The sequence below is a fragment of the Vibrio ponticus genome (genome assembly GCF_009938225.1).
Classification (GTDB): domain Bacteria; phylum Pseudomonadota; class Gammaproteobacteria; order Enterobacterales; family Vibrionaceae; genus Vibrio; species Vibrio ponticus.
The window spans coordinates 432,581-447,872 of record NZ_AP019657.1; the positions used below are offsets into that span (position 1 = coordinate 432,581).

17 protein-coding genes and 1 other RNA gene are annotated in these 15,292 nt (G+C 45.5%); 10 read left to right on the forward strand and 8 right to left on the reverse strand.

What is annotated here, in order from left to right; all coding sequences use genetic code 11:
• The first annotated feature begins 74 nt into the window (after window positions 1-74).
• Together GZN30_RS01880 and GZN30_RS01885 are read left to right on the forward strand one after the other, a co-directional pair.
• Complete coding sequence (locus GZN30_RS01880; protein ID WP_075652271.1) at window positions 75-929, forward strand: tagatose bisphosphate family class II aldolase; 855 nt, start codon at window positions 75-77, stop codon at window positions 927-929.
• Between the two features lie 189 nt (window positions 930-1,118).
• Window positions 1,119-1,688 carry a DJ-1/PfpI family protein gene (locus GZN30_RS01885; RefSeq protein WP_171972072.1) on the forward strand — a complete coding sequence of 190 codons (570 nt, stop codon included), beginning with the start codon at window positions 1,119-1,121 and terminating at the stop codon, window positions 1,686-1,688.
• Window positions 1,689-1,888: 200 nt separating this feature from the next.
• Here the strand turns inward: GZN30_RS01885 and GZN30_RS01890 are convergent, their stop codons facing one another.
• Complete coding sequence (locus GZN30_RS01890) at window positions 1,889-3,151, reverse strand: mechanosensitive ion channel family protein (protein WP_075652273.1); 1,263 nt, start codon at window positions 3,149-3,151, stop codon at window positions 1,889-1,891.
• Window positions 3,152-3,441: 290 nt separating this feature from the next.
• On the opposite strand from GZN30_RS01890, the gene GZN30_RS01895 reads away from it, so the two are divergent.
• From GZN30_RS01895 to GZN30_RS01910, 4 genes are read left to right on the forward strand one after another with little or no spacing between them, the layout of a single operon-like run.
• Entirely contained in the window at window positions 3,442-4,329 is an 888-nt protein-coding gene (locus tag GZN30_RS01895; protein WP_075652274.1) for a metal ABC transporter substrate-binding protein, read from the forward strand.
• A complete protein-coding gene (locus GZN30_RS01900; RefSeq protein WP_075652275.1) occupies window positions 4,326-5,213 on the forward strand; it encodes a metal ABC transporter ATP-binding protein in 888 nt (295 codons plus the stop codon). The genes GZN30_RS01895 and GZN30_RS01900 overlap by 4 nt, the downstream gene beginning before the upstream one ends.
• Window positions 5,206-6,087 (forward strand): metal ABC transporter permease, encoded by an 882-nt coding sequence (locus GZN30_RS01905; protein WP_075652276.1) that lies wholly within the window; start codon window positions 5,206-5,208, stop codon window positions 6,085-6,087. Before GZN30_RS01900 ends, GZN30_RS01905 begins: the two co-directional genes overlap by 8 nt.
• A complete protein-coding gene (locus tag GZN30_RS01910) occupies window positions 6,080-6,928 on the forward strand; it encodes a metal ABC transporter permease (protein ID WP_075652277.1) in 849 nt (282 codons plus the stop codon). Before GZN30_RS01905 ends, GZN30_RS01910 begins: the two co-directional genes overlap by 8 nt.
• A 111-nt stretch (window positions 6,929-7,039) precedes the next feature.
• On the opposite strand, the gene GZN30_RS01915 is transcribed toward GZN30_RS01910, so the two are convergent.
• Window positions 7,040-7,648 carry a short chain dehydrogenase gene (locus GZN30_RS01915; protein WP_075652278.1) on the reverse strand — a complete coding sequence of 203 codons (609 nt, stop codon included), beginning with the start codon at window positions 7,646-7,648 and terminating at the stop codon, window positions 7,040-7,042.
• 99 nt (window positions 7,649-7,747) lie between these two features.
• Here GZN30_RS01915 and GZN30_RS01920 point away from each other — a divergent pair, with 99 nt between their 5' ends.
• Complete coding sequence (locus GZN30_RS01920; protein ID WP_075652279.1) at window positions 7,748-8,644, forward strand: LysR family transcriptional regulator; 897 nt, start codon at window positions 7,748-7,750, stop codon at window positions 8,642-8,644.
• Window positions 8,645-8,708: 64 nt separating this feature from the next.
• Here the strand turns inward: GZN30_RS01920 and GZN30_RS01925 are convergent, their stop codons facing one another.
• The 3 genes from GZN30_RS01925 to smpB form a co-directional block, all read right to left on the reverse strand.
• A complete protein-coding gene (locus tag GZN30_RS01925; RefSeq protein WP_075652280.1) occupies window positions 8,709-9,215 on the reverse strand; it encodes a GNAT family N-acetyltransferase in 507 nt (168 codons plus the stop codon).
• A 320-nt stretch (window positions 9,216-9,535) separates the two neighbouring features.
• Window positions 9,536-9,903, reverse strand: a transfer-messenger RNA (tmRNA) gene (gene ssrA / locus GZN30_RS01930).
• A 67-nt stretch (window positions 9,904-9,970) separates the two neighbouring features.
• Window positions 9,971-10,456 carry an SsrA-binding protein SmpB gene (gene smpB / locus GZN30_RS01935; protein WP_075652281.1) on the reverse strand — a complete coding sequence of 162 codons (486 nt, stop codon included), beginning with the start codon at window positions 10,454-10,456 and terminating at the stop codon, window positions 9,971-9,973.
• Window positions 10,457-10,575: 119 nt separating this feature from the next.
• On the opposite strand from smpB, the gene GZN30_RS01940 reads away from it, so the two are divergent.
• Together GZN30_RS01940 and GZN30_RS01945 are read left to right on the forward strand one after the other, a co-directional pair.
• Window positions 10,576-11,019: an SRPBCC family protein gene (locus tag GZN30_RS01940; protein ID WP_075652282.1), complete on the forward strand. Its 444-nt coding sequence runs from the start codon at window positions 10,576-10,578 to the stop codon at window positions 11,017-11,019.
• A complete protein-coding gene (locus tag GZN30_RS01945) occupies window positions 11,009-11,362 on the forward strand; it encodes an RnfH family protein (RefSeq protein ID WP_075652283.1) in 354 nt (117 codons plus the stop codon). Before GZN30_RS01940 ends, GZN30_RS01945 begins: the two co-directional genes overlap by 11 nt.
• A gap of 68 nt (window positions 11,363-11,430) precedes the next feature.
• On the opposite strand, the gene bamE is transcribed toward GZN30_RS01945, so the two are convergent.
• From bamE to GZN30_RS01960, 3 genes are all read right to left on the reverse strand, one after another.
• A complete protein-coding gene (bamE, locus tag GZN30_RS01950; RefSeq protein WP_075652284.1) occupies window positions 11,431-11,790 on the reverse strand; it encodes an outer membrane protein assembly factor BamE in 360 nt (119 codons plus the stop codon).
• Window positions 11,791-11,945: 155 nt separating this feature from the next.
• Window positions 11,946-13,610 (reverse strand): DNA repair protein RecN, encoded by a 1,665-nt coding sequence (recN, locus tag GZN30_RS01955; protein ID WP_075652285.1) that lies wholly within the window; start codon window positions 13,608-13,610, stop codon window positions 11,946-11,948.
• Between the two features lie 230 nt (window positions 13,611-13,840).
• Window positions 13,841-14,698: a LysR family transcriptional regulator gene (locus GZN30_RS01960; protein WP_075652286.1), complete on the reverse strand. Its 858-nt coding sequence runs from the start codon at window positions 14,696-14,698 to the stop codon at window positions 13,841-13,843.
• A gap of 102 nt (window positions 14,699-14,800) precedes the next feature.
• On the opposite strand from GZN30_RS01960, the gene GZN30_RS01965 reads away from it, so the two are divergent.
• On the forward strand, window positions 14,801-15,190 hold the full coding sequence (locus GZN30_RS01965) for a YybH family protein (RefSeq protein WP_075652287.1): 390 nt from the start codon (window positions 14,801-14,803) through the stop codon (window positions 15,188-15,190).
• Window positions 15,191-15,292: the final 102 nt, after the last annotated feature.

Below are 15,292 nucleotides of genomic sequence, written 5' to 3' on the forward strand. Positions count from 1 at the left end.
TCTTGATCTATTTACTTTCTTTGTTTTTCGAATAATATTAAATCGAAAGTTAACGAAAGTTTTTAGGGTTTTGTATGTTTTTGGTTTCATCGAGAGAAATGCTTCATAAAGCGCAGATTGGTGGTTATGCCGTACCTGCATTCAATATTCACAACTTAGAGACTGTACAAGTCGTGGTGGAGACCGCCGCTGAAATGCAATCGCCAGTGATTTTGGCAGGTACACCAGGGACTTTTTCTTATGCAGGCACTGATTACTTAGTCGGTATTTGTCAAGAAGCAGCCAAACGTTACAAGATGCCGATTGCTTTGCATCTTGATCATCACGAGTCTTTTTCTGATATCCGTCAGAAAGTGGAAGCGGGGATCAAGTCAGCGATGATTGATGGCTCACATTTACCTTTTGAGCAAAATATTGAGCTAGTTAAGCAAGTCGTCACTTTCTGTCACCGTTGGGATTGTTCAGTTGAAGCTGAGCTCGGTCGACTAGGAGGGCAAGAAGACGATCTGATTGTTGATAGTAAAGATGCACTCTTTACCGATCCAAACGATGCGGTGGAGTTTATTCAACAAACGGGCATTGATTCACTCGCGATTGCGATTGGTACTGCACACGGTATGTACAAAGAAGAACCTCGTTTAGATTTTGATCGTTTAGGGATTATTCGTAGCCGTACAGATGTGCCTTTGGTTCTGCATGGAGCATCGGGTGTACCTGATCAAGATGTGCGCCGTTGTATCGAGCTCGGCATTACTAAAGTGAACGTTGCGACCGAACTGAAAATCGCTTTCTCTGATGCGGTGAAACACTACTTTAATCAAAACCCATCGGCAAATGACCCGCGTCATTATATCGCTCCAGGTAAAGCGGCAATGAAGCAGGTCGTGATCGATAAAATTCGAGTCTGTGGTAGCGAAGGCAAAATGTAAGCCTCGTTACTCCAGCTATCCTTGATGCTCTTGGCTATGGACTCGCTTTCCCCTATGACCGAGTCCATAGCCCCCTTTATGGTTGGGTGTTGATAGCAAGCTCGCTAATTCTTATCGCGAGAATAAGATTTTATGTTTTGAATCTGGCGAGCAAACTTGACAAGTTAACATAGTGAATTGGAGTGCAGAGTGGAAAAACACGTAGCAGTACTGTTGGCAGATGGGTTTGAAGAGGGAGAGGCGGTCGTCTTTATCGATATTATGCGTCGCCTAGATATTAAAGTCGATGTGCTCTCTTGTATGGAGACAACCCAACTCAACAGCTACTTCGAAACTCGTATTAGTGCCGATGACACTTTAGCAAATAAAGTTAAACATAGTTATGATGCGGTGATGATGCCAGGCGGTCCTAAGGGGACTGATAATCTATCGGCAAATCCAATGGTGCTTGAGTTTTTGCAGCGTCATATCGTTGAAGAGAAACTGATTTGTGCACTTTGCTCATCGGGAGCAAAAGTGCTTGCTGCCCATCACCTTTTGCAAGGGCGCAATTATACAACTGGTGATGGTTTGGCGGAGAAGTTCGTTGATGGGCATTATCTTGACCAGAAGGTTGTGGTCGATGGCAATTTCATTACTGGCAAAGGTTTAGGCGTAAGCTTTGAGTTTGCCTTTACGGTTGCCAAAGCACTACTTACCAATGATCAAACTAAAGTTGACCATCAAGCTAATCATATTTATTTCGAATATTGGCAATAAACGCTCACTAATCAACGTCAGTAAACTTTGCAGAACGATAACAACAAAATTGAGTCTGGTTTGATTCTTAACTAACGATACTGCTCACCCATCTGAAGCAAAGAATAAGCGGACGAAATCATCTCTCGTTGTGGCTCATCAGTAGAGATGTGTGCTTAAAGGGCTAATCGGTTTGATTAGCCCTTATTTTATTCTCTGCCCTAATTGAGTTTAAGGCTATGAGCGTCATGGCTGGTTAAGGTTTGATAAGGACGCAGTCCAAACATCGGCATTGCTGAATAGATATGATCGAATAAATCCGCTTGCACTCCTTCATAGGCGACCCAGTCGACATCATTACAAAACGCATACACCTGTAGAGGAATACCTTCTGGGGTCGGCTCCAGTTGTCTTACCATGATCAACATATATTGATGAATGTCGTTATTGGCGCGCAGGTAAGCATTCAGGTAAGCGCGGAAAAGACCTAGGTTGGTCATTTGGCGCAGGTTACCTGTTTCTCTATCTTCTGCTTCTAGACCTTGGTTGTACTCATCAATATCACGTGATTTCTCATAGATATACTGACGTAAAATGCGGATTTTCTTCATTGATTCAATTTCCTCATCATCCATAAAACGAATCGAGGTTACATCAATATTCACCGCACGCTTAATGCGTCGACCACCTGAATCTGACATGCCCTGCCAGTTAATAAAGGCGTTTTGCACCAGCGCGTAAGCTGGCAACATGCTGATGGTGTTGTCAAAGTTTCTCACTTTAACCGTGGTTAACGAGATCTCCTCGACCGTACCATTGGCGCCGTAAGCATCCATTTGAATCCAATCATTAAGGCTGATCATTTGGTTGGCGGAGAGCTGTATACCGGCAACAAAACCCAGAATCGTGTCTTTAAATACCAGCATCACAAAGCCAGTCGCGACACCTAAACCGGAGAGGAATATCACCGGGGACTCATTCGCAAGGATAGATACTGCGATTATCAGCCCAACGAAGAAGGTAAACAGCTTTGTGAGCTGAACAAAGCTTTTGATTGGCATCTTACGGGTGATGCCTTTAAAGGTGGCAATGTCGTTGAGGGCATCAAGCAGGGCAAACACAACCCAAGTGATCATCAACACAATCAATATGCCCAATAGGCGATCGAGAATACCTGCCAGCAAGCTGTAGTGCCCAACCGCTATGGGGATCAGCACATCGAGCACCATCACCGGAACCAATAAAGAGATTTTGCCCAGCAAATCATATTTCGCCAGGCTTTCACTGAGCGGTTTATTGGTTTTTTGCAGAACGTTTTTAACTGAGCGGACAATCACGTGATGAACGATCAGGTAACTGACTGCTGCAACGGCCAATACTGAGAGAACGAAAACAGTGGTTAGCTCAACCCCATAAGGATCGCTGCTTATTCCTACATCGGCCAATTTGGCGGCAATGTAATTACGTACATGATGCTCAAGCAAAATATCATCCTCTATTTTTATTGTCTTTGAGGGTCTGAACCATACTCAGAAAGTTAACTCTCAATGGTTTTTGAAATTGTAGCTGCCATTTGGCAAGGGCGATTTGATTTTATTCGCGCTTTTTAATCAGCATGTTATCAGTAGGTGAGAGGAAATGCATGGAGAGAGAAGATTGATCTCGAGATGATGCTAAGTAAAGAAGTCACAAAACAAAGTAAAATATCGCTTTACTTGTAAATGATAACCATTATCATCAAGTAATCATCGATACTTTTATCACAGGGAATGAAATGAAAATAAATTTTAGAGCTTCGCTTTTAACCGCCATCGCATTATGCAGCTTTAGCCTTCCTGCACTAGCGAAGTTTAAGGTAGTGACTACTTTTACTGTGATTCAAGATATCGCACAAAATGTGGCGGGTGAGGCTGCCGAAGTCGTCTCTATTACTAAACCGGGTGCGGAGATCCACGGTTATCAACCCACCCCGAAAGATATCGTCAAAGCGCAAAAAGCGGATTTGGTGGTATGGAACGGCATGAACCTTGAGTTGTGGTTTGAGAAGTTTTTCCAAAACGTTAAAGACGTCCCTTCTGTGATCGTAACGGAAGGTATCGAACCGATTTCTATTTACTCCGGTCCATACACTGGCAAACCCAATCCACACGCGTGGATGTCTGCCTCCAACGCGCTAATTTATGTCGACAACATTCGTGATGCATTAGTGAAGTACGATCCGGATAACGCCGATGTCTATCGTGCTAATGCAAAACAGTACAAATCGCAAATTCTGGCTCTGGATGCTAAAAATCGCGCGGCATTTTCTGATATCGCCGCGGACAGTAAGTGGCTTGTGACCAGTGAAGGGGCATTTAGTTACCTAGCACATGATTACGGCTTTAAAGAGGCATTTTTATGGCCGATGAATGCTGATCAGCAAGGCACCCCTCAGCAAGTAAAAGCTTTGATTGATCAAGTGCGTGAAAACCAAATACCGGTGGTATTTAGTGAAAGCACCATTTCGCCAAAACCAGCTAAGCAAGTCGCGAAAGAGACCAATGCAAATTATGGAGGCGTGTTATACGTTGATTCACTGACGACCGCTGATGGTGCCGTACCGACTTACCTTGATTTACTTCGAGTCACAACAGAGACCATCGCGAAAGGGTTTGAATTATGAGTCGTGGAGTCAGTATTGTCGCAAATGGCGTAGGTGTGGTGTACAGCAATGGACACAGTGCGATTAATGATGTTTCGTTCTCACTCGAACAGGGCACGATTTGTGCCCTAGTTGGAATCAATGGCGGCGGTAAATCGACGCTGTTTAAAGGCATTATGGGGTTAGTTGACCTGACTTCCGGCTCGATTCAATTGGCTGGCTTAAACGTCAAACAAGCGCTGAAACAAAACTTGGTGGCGTATGTGCCTCAAACCGAAGATATCGATTGGAATTTTCCGATACTCACCCGTGATGTGGTGATGCAAGGCCGCTATGGCTACATGGGATTTTTACGCATTCCAAGCAAAGCAGACCATCATGCTGTCGATGAAGCGATGGAGAAAATGGGTATCGCTCATCTTGCCAGTCGCCAAATTGGTGAACTGTCTGGCGGGCAGAAAAAGCGCGTCTTTCTTGCTCGCGCTCTCGCGCAAAAAAGCAAAATAATCCTGCTTGATGAACCTTTTACCGGCGTGGATTTCAATACCGAGAACGTGATCATGGCATTGCTCAAAGAGCTACAAGAACAAGGGCATTTGATTCTCGTTTCGACGCATAACTTAGGCAGCGTGCCTGATTACTGTAATCAAGTGTTGTTTATTAATCGCACCATTATTGCCGCAGGTCCAATCGAGACTACCTTTAATCAAGATAACTTACATGCCACCTTTGGTGGGGTGCTAAAACAAGTCGATATTGCAGGTAAAACGCTGCACAAAGACGATGACGAGCGCAATATGTTGATCATCTCCGATCACGATAAACCGGCTGTGTTCTATGGAAAATCTAAATCAGAGGCGGTAATTGTGAGCGACAAAGGCGCGGGGAGTTCGCAGCATGTTTGAGGCATTGATTGAGCCGTTTGGCTACCAGTATATGACCAATGCGCTGATCGCCGCCGCGCTGGTGGGGGGCGTCTGCGCATTTTTATCCGCTTTTTTAGTGCTTAAAGGTTGGTCTTTGATGGGCGATGCCTTGTCGCATGCCGTGGTGCCCGGTGTCGCAGGGGCGTATGCACTCGGCTTACCATTTTCAGTTGGCGCATTCTTTTCTGGCTTTCTAGCTGCGGGCAGTATTTTTTTTATTAAATCTCTCTCTTCACTGCGTGAAGACGCCATCATAGGTTTTGTTTTTACCACCTTCTTTGCCGCTGGCATGTTGATGATTTCGCTTAACCCGACCTCAGTGGATGTACAAACCATTATCTTCGGCAACATCCTCGCTGTTGATAGTCGCGACTTACAACAGATGCTGATCATTGGTTGTGTCTCGTTAACCATTTTGCTGTTCATCTGGAAAGACCTAATGCTGCTGTTTTTTGATGAAAACCAAGCCGCTTCAGTTGGACTATCAGCCGGTAAACTCAAAGTACTGTTTTTCGCTTTGCTCAGCGCTTGCACTGTCGCCTCGTTGCAGCTGGTGGGTGCGGTATTGGTGATTGCTTTGGTGATCATTCCAGGCGCGACCGCTTACCTATTAACCGATCGGTTTGGGGTGATGTTAACCCTTGCAACGGTTATCGGTGTGGTCTCAGCACTATTTGGTACTTATTTGAGCTACTACCTTGATGGCGTAACCGGCGGCTTGATTGTTCTTACTCAAGCCGCGCTGTTTATTGTCGCGTTTCTATTTGCGCCTAAATATGGCTTGCTCAAGACGCGCTATTCCATTCAGTTGACAGGTGCGCAAACCAAGCAATGGAGAGAGCGTGATGTTTGAATATTTTATTGAGCCACTGAGCTTTAGCTTTATGCAAAACGCACTGTTCGCTGGTGCGGCGGTTGCGGTTGTATGCGCGGTACTCTCTTGCTATTTAGTTCTCAAAGGCTGGGCACTGATGGGCGATGCGGTTTCTCACGCGGTATTGCCGGGGGTGATTCTCGCCTACGTGCTGGCTCTGCCATTGAGTGTCGGCGCGTTTGTTTCAGGGCTCAGTTGTGCCTTGCTAACTGGTTATGTCAAAGATAATAGTCGTATTAAGGAAGACACGGTGATGGGAATTGTGTTCTCGGCGCTCTTTGCTCTTGGCATCGTACTGTTTGCCAAAATTGAAACCGAGCATCACCTAACTCATATTTTGTTTGGCAACATGCTCGGTGTATCGAGCGCTGATATGTGGCAGATCATCATCACTTCAGTCATCGTGACTTTAGTGCTGACGGTAAAATACAAAGATTTTATGCTGTATTGCTTTGATAAAAGCCACGCTAAAGTCGCAGGGTTAAACGTAAAACTGCTGCATTATGGCTTACTCACGTTGATGGCACTGGCGATTGTAGCTTCAATTCAGATTGTTGGTGTGATCATGGTTGTAGCGATGCTGATAGGGCCGGGGATCATTGCCATGATGCTGACCAAGCAGTTTGGTTGGATGATGTTTACCGCGTGTATTGTTTCGCTGCTTAGCACTTTCGCTGGGGTAGTGGTGAGTTACCACATTGATGGTGCCACCAGTTCATGCATTATCTTAATTCAATCTGCGCTGTTTATTGCCGCATTGGCATTTTCTAAGTGGCAGAGCAAAGCCTCGCATCGTCAACTAAGCCAAGTCGCTCAGTAGGGAGCACAAGTTACTCAGTAGAGGACATGGGGGCAAAGAGGTCACCCCAATAAATAGCAATGCCAGTCTGTGACTGGCATTGATGCTCTATCGTAAGTGTCTACGATGTGGTTAGTTTCCAGCAAAGGCTTTAAAGGTTTTACCATTCTCGACGCCTAGAGCACTGCGAAGGTAAAACTGCGCCACGTCTTTGGCATCCATAGAATGAAAGCCTGGGAAATAGTCACCATAAATAGACAGCGATTCAGTGACCACGGTTGGGCTAACGGCATTAATGCGAATACCACGTGGCAGTTCGTGGGATACTGCGGTAACGAAATGCTCAAGGGCTCCGTTAAGTGTCGCTGCGCTAACGCCATAAGCAATTGGGTAATCGGCGATGATGCCACTGGTTAAGGTAATGCTACCTTTGTCATTTAAGTGGTTAAGTGCAATTTGGCTGAGGTTAACTTGTCCCATCAGGCGGCTATTAATACCGACGTCCCACTCTTCACGGCTAATTTGTTCAAAGGTATTGAAAGCCACATCACCAGCGGCACAAATGATGCCATCCACTTTGCCAACTTTATCTAACGCCGCTTGGATCGAATTCGCATCCGCAATATCGATTTGCACATTACCACTGTTTTTCCCTGCGGTGATCACTTGGTGGTTGTGGGTAAGAGCTTTAGTGATTTCTGAACCGATAGTACCTGCTGCGCCAATAACTAAAATTTTCATAATTTCTCTCCGTTGTGTTTACGTTTTGTATCTTATTTCCTTGAGTGTTGCGGAAAAACCACACAAAATGAGCGCACTGTTTACTAAATGGTGTTAATCATGAATCTCACCTATCTACAAACTTTTTTGACCGTGGCGCAAGAGGGCAGCTTTACCAAGGCCGCAGAGGAACTGGATGTTTCCAAAGGTTTGGTGTCGCGCCATATTCAGCGATTAGAAAGCTCACTAAACAGTAAGCTGTTCCATCGCTCCACGCGCTCGATTAGTTTGACGGAGTCAGGGCGTGATTTACTGACCCGCGCGCAACAGATCCAGCTATTAGCAACCGAAGCAGAAATGCGCGTGCGAGATATGGCGCAAGAGATCAGCGGCGAGCTCCGTATTACCGCACCATTAGAATTTGGTCGCTCCTTATGTCAAAGCGTGATCCCCAACTATTGCCAACAAAACCCCAAAGTCGAGGTAATTTGCGATTTCGGTCCCGGGAAAAAACGTATTGAGCTAGGCGAGTGTGATGTGGCGATTCGCGCCTTTGACGCGCTGCCAGATGATGTTGTGGCAAAAGAGCTCGGCTATATGCGCAACGTATTGGTAGCGGCGCCAGTCTATTTAGATTCTGTCGCGCCAGTTACGATAGACAATCTCGAACAGCAGCGATTTGTTCTCAATAGCCAAAACGAGCGCTGGAATCATCTGCAATTGGTGCGGGAGGATGAAACGCTATTCAAGCAAGTGATTGGTAATCTTCGCGCCAATACCTATACAGCGATTTTGTCTTTAGCGCAGCAAGGGATGGGGCTTGCTTGCGTGCCGTTTATGCATGCAGAGAGTATGATCAATCGAGGCGAGTTGGTTGAGGTGCTGCCAGAGTGGTCGGTGAAATCCCATAAGCTAAGTTTGATTTACGCCCAGCGTAGGATCACCCCTTCAAAGTTGGTGAAGTTCAACCAAGCGGTCATTGAGTGGTTGCGAGCAAACCCGAGGTATCTGATTTAGGGTTAGCGAGATAACCTGCCAAGTATTGCTTCTGAGCGGCTTGGCAGGTGATAGGATGCGTAATTTAAGCGTGGTATTGGTACAAATTATTGAGCATGCCGTAGAGTTCCATGGTTTGGTTGAACTCGAACCCAACCGCTTTAAGCAGTTTATTCGATCTCAAATTATCTGGCAGGGTAACCGCAAGCACGGTATCCAATTGACACGCGCTCATCGTGCTCGCCAATACTTGTTTAGCCGCTTCACTGGCATAGCCTTTGCCTGCAAACTGATCTAAAAACGCATAGCCCAAATCAGGGTGTTCCAACTCATCTCTTTTTAGCACGCCACACATACCAATTGGCGTCTGGCACTGCTTGAGTACCACCAAGCTAAGACCAAAGCCATACTTGGTGTAGCTCGCCATCGGACCTTGTTTTAGGTAATTGATTGCGTCTTCTTCCGTGCGCACATTCTTATCCGCGATGTAGCGAATAAACGAATCTTGATTCAGTAAACGCACAATAAATTCGGCGTCGCTCAACCCAAAATGACGAACAATCAGTTTTTCTGTTTCACATACCACAGTCATGTGAGTTTCCTCTGAGCGTTTAAAATCGTGTAATCGCAGAGATTACTAATCAAAGCTGATTTTGCCACAGATTCTAAATTTCTGTTCGTTTAAACAAAAAATAGCTGAGATTGGAGGGGGATGGAGCACCGGTAGATGTATTGGTAACACGAGTGTATTTCTTTAAGGCGTGTTACCAAACGTGTTACTAAGGGATTAGGGTAGGAGGTAAACCCTGTATAGGGTTGGAGATGGATATGGACTAGTTAGTCGTTATCTACTTGAAATTACGACCAATACAAAAAGGGCCAACTCTTTCGAGTTGGCCCTTTCCAAACGTTTGGTGGAGCTGGCGGGAGTTGAACCCGCGTCCGAAAACCTTTCATCATTGGTACTACATGCTTAGTCGATCTTTAATTTCACCACCGACCTGCGAACCGACACGCTAGCTGATGGCTATCCTGAATTATAATTCGTCGTTCATCTCTCAGGCGGGAGAATCCGGACTAGCGCGTTTGGGTTTGATCCCTCGTTGGTCCCCGTCTTACGTGCGGAAGCTAGGGCGAGAGAGCTCTGAGCAGGTTATTAAGCTGCTAGTGCGTAGTTTTCGTCGTTTGCGACTATTTTTTTGCGGTTTGTTAACGAGGCCTACCGCACCTCGGCATGCACCTCAGACTTCTGAATTCCCGTCGAATCCTAAATCAGCCCCAAGTGTTGGAAGCATAGTACCAGAAAAGCCAAGCCTGTCTAGTACTCTACCTCTTAAGTGGTCAAGATTAGCGCAATCCGCTCTTCATTACGCGTGCTTTTTCACGAGCCCAATCTTTTTCTTTAAGATCAGTACGTTTATCGTGCAGTTTCTTACCTTTCGCTACACCAATCTTAATCTTCACCCATGAGCGAGACCAGTATAGTGATAGCGCAGCTAGTGTCATACCTTCGCGGTTAATTCGACCAAACAAGTTGTCGAGTTCGCGACGGCTCATTAGTAGTTTACGCACGCGTGTCGGGTTTGCGACAACGTGGGTCGATGCTTGATTAAGAGGAGTGATCGTCATGCCGCTGATAAAGGCTTCTCCGTCACGCATAAACACATAGCTTTCTGCGATATTGGCTTTGCCTTGGCGTAGGGCTTTCACTTCCCAGCCTTGTAGCTCCAAGCCAGCTTCTATTTCATCGTCAATGAAGTATTCGTGGCGAGCTTTCTTGTTAAGCGCGATAGTATTGCTACCCGCTTTTTGTTTTGAATTTTTCTTTGCCATAATGGCGACATTATACGGTGCACTGATGGGTTAGCAAATCCCTTTATTTGCGCTCAAGGCAAATAAAAGTAAAATTGCACTGAGCTTAACGCTTAGATTGTTCTGAATTAGGAGAATATATGAAGCAAGTCACTCGTTCTGCATTGGTGTCATTTAGTGCCGAGCAGATGTTTGATCTAGTTAATGATGTAGCCAGTTACCCAGAGTTCTTGCCTGGTTGTTCCGGTTCGCGCGTCCTTGAAGCGAGCGCGTCTGGTATGGTTGCTTCGGTAGATGTCTCTAAAGCAGGGATCAGCAAAACCTTCACAACCTCTAATGAGCTTGTGGCAGGCGAGGCAATTTTGATGAACCTAGTGGATGGTCCATTTAAAACCCTTAAAGGTGGCTGGTTCTTTACTGCTCTTGATGAACAAGCGTGTAAAGTTGAGCTAAAACTGGAATTTGAGTTTTCCAGTAAGATGATTGAAATCGCTTTCGGCAAAATTTTTAATGAGCTGACCGGTAACATGGTGAACGCTTTTACCAAGCGCGCGAAACAGGTGTACGAGTGTTATGAGTATTGAGTCGGATATGATTCATGTGGAGGTAGTGTACGCACTGCCACACGAACAACGTGTGTTTACTCTGGTGGTAAATAAGGCGATGACGGTTGAAGAGATCATCGCACAATCGGGTGTACTTGAGCTTTACCCAGAGATTGACCTGAAAGAGAACAAAGTCGGCGTATACAGCCGTAATGTGCGTTTAGACGCGACAGTGCGTGATGGCGATCGTATTGAAATTTATCGCCCGCTGCTGGCGGATCCAAAAGAGATTCGCCGTAAACGTGCTGAGCAAGCTAAAGCGGCGGGTTCTGCTGATCCGGTAACTGGCGGCAAACCTAATGCTCTGCGTAAGAAAGATTAAACGTATTTGGTTTAGATAAAACAAAGGCTCGCAGTTGCGAGCCTTTTTAATGTTTTCAATTCAGTGAATTAGTTAATACTTTCGTAGAAAGATTCACTGATTGGGTAATCACCAGTAACTTCAACCAAGCGACCTTGGTCATCAAAGCTTACGATTAAGTCACGTTGAATTGATGGATTATGACCTTCAGTATGGGAGTAGATGTAATACCAAGTATTTGGGTATCCATTTTCTACCAACATTGGTGAGCCCATAACAAAGCGTACTTGCTCCTTGCTCATACCAAACTTCAACTTGTCTACCGCTTTTTGCTCGATGTAGTTACCTTGGTTGATATCAATACGATAAACCAACTTTTCCAACAGTGAACAACCCGTCAGCATTGTCATAGCGAGTGGTAGTGCGATAAGCCACTTTTTAAATTGCATACTCAAATTCTTGTAACTATCCATTTGTTAATCTGGGCTGATAATAAACAAGCTTGGCTCTAATGTAAAAAGCTCATCTTGTTTTGAATTATTTCAGACCATGATTTTTGAATTAGGTTGCAAAGTCACGACACAAATCTGACAAAACAGCACGATTACGCCGCAATCAGCAGTTCACGTGCGTTGGCAAGCGTAGATTCTGTGATTTGGCTACCGCCAAGTAGGCGAGCAAGTTCTGCGACGCGTTGTTCTTCTGCCAATTGATTCATCTGTGTTTCGGTTTTGCCACCTTTGGTCTGCTTAGCAACAAATAGCTGCTGATGTCCACACCCTGCCACTTGTGGTAGATGCGTTACACACAGCACTTGGGTTGACTCGCCAAGCTTACGCAGCATTTTACCGACGACAGCCGCTGTTGGACCACTGATACCCACGTCCACCTCATCGAAGATCAGGCTAGGGGTATCGACTTTCTGCGCGGTGATCACTTGGATCGCCAGTGAGATACGTGAAAGCTCACCACCAGAGGCAACTTTGGCAATTGGCTGCATTGGTTGACCTGGGTTGGTTGAGACCACAAAACATACGCTGTCTAAACCTAGTGGCGATGGATGCGTACCTTGGTTACTCACCTCGATACTAAACTGCGCTTTTTCCATGCTAAGCTCATGCATACTTTCGGTGATCAGTTTATTGAGTTCTTTTGCGTAGCGGCAACGTGATTTATGCAGTTTTTCCGCGCTTGCCAAAAATGTTTGGTATTTGGTTTCGACGTCTTGAGCGAGCTCTTCAAGCTTTTCATCCGAACAATCAAGCTGTTCGATTTGCGCGAGCAAGTCTTGATGGTGCTGGTAAAGCTCTTCTGGCAACACATGGTGTTTACGTGACATCGACATCACTTTTGAGAAACGCTCTTCAACAAATGCCATGCGAGCAGGATCAACATCGATGTTATCCAGGTAGTTACGCAGTTCACTGTTGGCTTCTTCTACCTGGATGATCGCTTCTGCCAGCATATTTGGCAGTTCCGCTAGTTTTTCATCCAGTTCAGCAAGCTGAATTAAGGTGTGACTGGCTGATTGCAAAATACCAAGCGCATTAACCTCTTCACCTTCATAAATAAGCTCGATGGCTTGTTGGCAAGTTGAGGCAAGTTCTCCGCTATTGGACAAGCGTTTGTGTTCTTGTTCGAGTTCTTCATACTCTTCCTCACCAAGTGAAAGTTCATTAAGTTCTTTGATTTGGTATTCCAACAGCTGTTTCTGCGCTTGGTTTTGTGCGCTATTTTCGCGTAGCTGTTTTAGGTTGTTATCCGCTTGACGCCATGTTTGGTAGGCGTTGCGGGTACTTTTCAGCAAGTTTAGGTGTCCGGCGTATTGATCGAGCATCGCCAGTTGGTATTCACTTCTCATCAACTGATGATGCGCGTGTTGACCGTGGATATTAATCAGCAGTTGCCCTAAAGATTTAAGTTGAGAAAGGGGAACAGGGCTACCGTTAATAAAGGCGCGTGAGCGACCGTCTTTGGTGATGGTGCGGCGCAAGATGCAGTCATTGCTATCTAACAGTTCATTATCTTCTAACCAGCGGGTGGCGTGGAGGTTGTTCTCCAGTGAAAAAGCCGCACTCACTTCGGTTTTTTCTTCACCTTGACGTACCATTGAAGCTTCAGCGCGCCCGCCTAAACACAACCCGAGTGCATCGATCGCAATGGATTTACCTGCGCCCGTTTCACCTGTAATGGTGGTCATGCCTTTAGAAAGTTCTAGCTGCAAAGATTTAACAATAGCGAAATTATTAACACTTAGATGAGCCAGCATTTTTATTACCTGTTTAAATGAACAATACTGTATATAGATTCAGTATATACTGTTTCTTTATACAGTAAATACAGGTAACCAAAAAATTGTGAGGAAAGTGGAGGAAAATCAAAGTTAGCTTACATGTGTTGCTTATTTCTTGGCTGTTTTGCTGAGGAAATAAGCAAAGGGCAATTTCTAAGTGTTTGCTCTATATGACAAAATTTATACAGCGGTGTGATTGGCGCAATTTAGTTTGCTAAACGTTTTGCTAACATTTCTATGCTTTTTTGCACCGCAATCGGTGGATGCGTGTTGAAAGCGGTGAGGGCGAAGACCGTGTTGGTCGGCAGTGTCCATTGTGGCGTAAGATTGACGATCTCTGTCGATGTACGCGCAAGATAGAAGTCAGGGATTAGGCCAATGCCGGCTCCGGCACAGATTAGTGCAAGGCAGCTATGGAATGAGTTTGTCATGCAGGTTGCGTTGCTCGAAAATGGTGGTACATCGCCTGAAGTGGCTTGAAATTGGTGTATGTACTGTTGCCCCTGCCATGAGTTAGCGATATAGGGCAAAGTTTCTAGCGGTTTTCCGACCATAGCCTTATTGCCACATAAAACGTCGCGAAATTGCCCGATACGCTTTTGTTTGAGTGTGCTGTCGGGGGAGTTACCGACGCGAATAGCAAGGTCGATGTCATGCTGCATGAAGTCGAGTCGCTGATCGTCATTGATTAGCTCTGGGCGCAGTTTCGGGTACTGTTTGATAAGCTCTGCGATCACCGGAGCGACGAGCGTATCCATCAGAGCGTGTGGTGCGGTAATGCGGATTCTTCCTGCTGGTTCCGCTTGGTGCTGGCGAGTGGTGTCCCACGCTTGATCAGCAATGGTGTTGATGTTTTTACAACTCAGGTAGAACTGTTCACCCAGTTCAGTCAAGGTTTGGCGGCGCGTTGTTCGCTTTAATAACGTTACACCGAGTTCATGTTCAAGGGTTTTGAGGTGCTGACTGACGACTGATTTGGAAAGTTCGAGTTTATCCGCCGCAGCAGAAACGGAACCTTGTTCGACGATATGAGCGAAGATCGACATTTGTCTCAGTCTAGTCATTATTGTTCTCTTTTTCTAAACAGTGTTTTCTATTGTCTTTGTATTTCATTGTAATCAATCTACCTACACTTGGGGTATCAAAATTATTAATGAGAAATGGATATGACAGTGAATACTACCGAGCAAAACGCAGTGTTAGAGGCGTGCAAACAAGGCATTAAAGCGTGGCAAACAGCATTTAATCAACAAGATGCCGAAGGCTGCGCGGCGCAGTATCAGGAAAGTTGCACTATGCACGCTCGACCATTTGGCGAGTTTACTGGGCGTGAAGCGATCCAAGCTTTTTGGCAAGACATCATGGATAAAGGTTTTAAAGACGTCGATTACACCGAAGTAGAGTGGCAACCTCATGGTGACGATGCGTTTATTCTGTCCGCCAAGTGGACTATGAACCAAGCTTTTGGTGTTGTGCACAAAGAAGTGTGGCAACTAGAAGCCGATGGTAAAGCCCGCTTAGCCAGCGATGACTTTGAAGTATTGGGCGAACGTTAATCGTTGCTTTGTTGATGTTATTCCATGGAGCATGTAAGCGTGAGCAGGGGAGCTTATTTTTGTCGTTTAAAAGCGAGATTCCCAACTCGGTCGTTCCTCCCT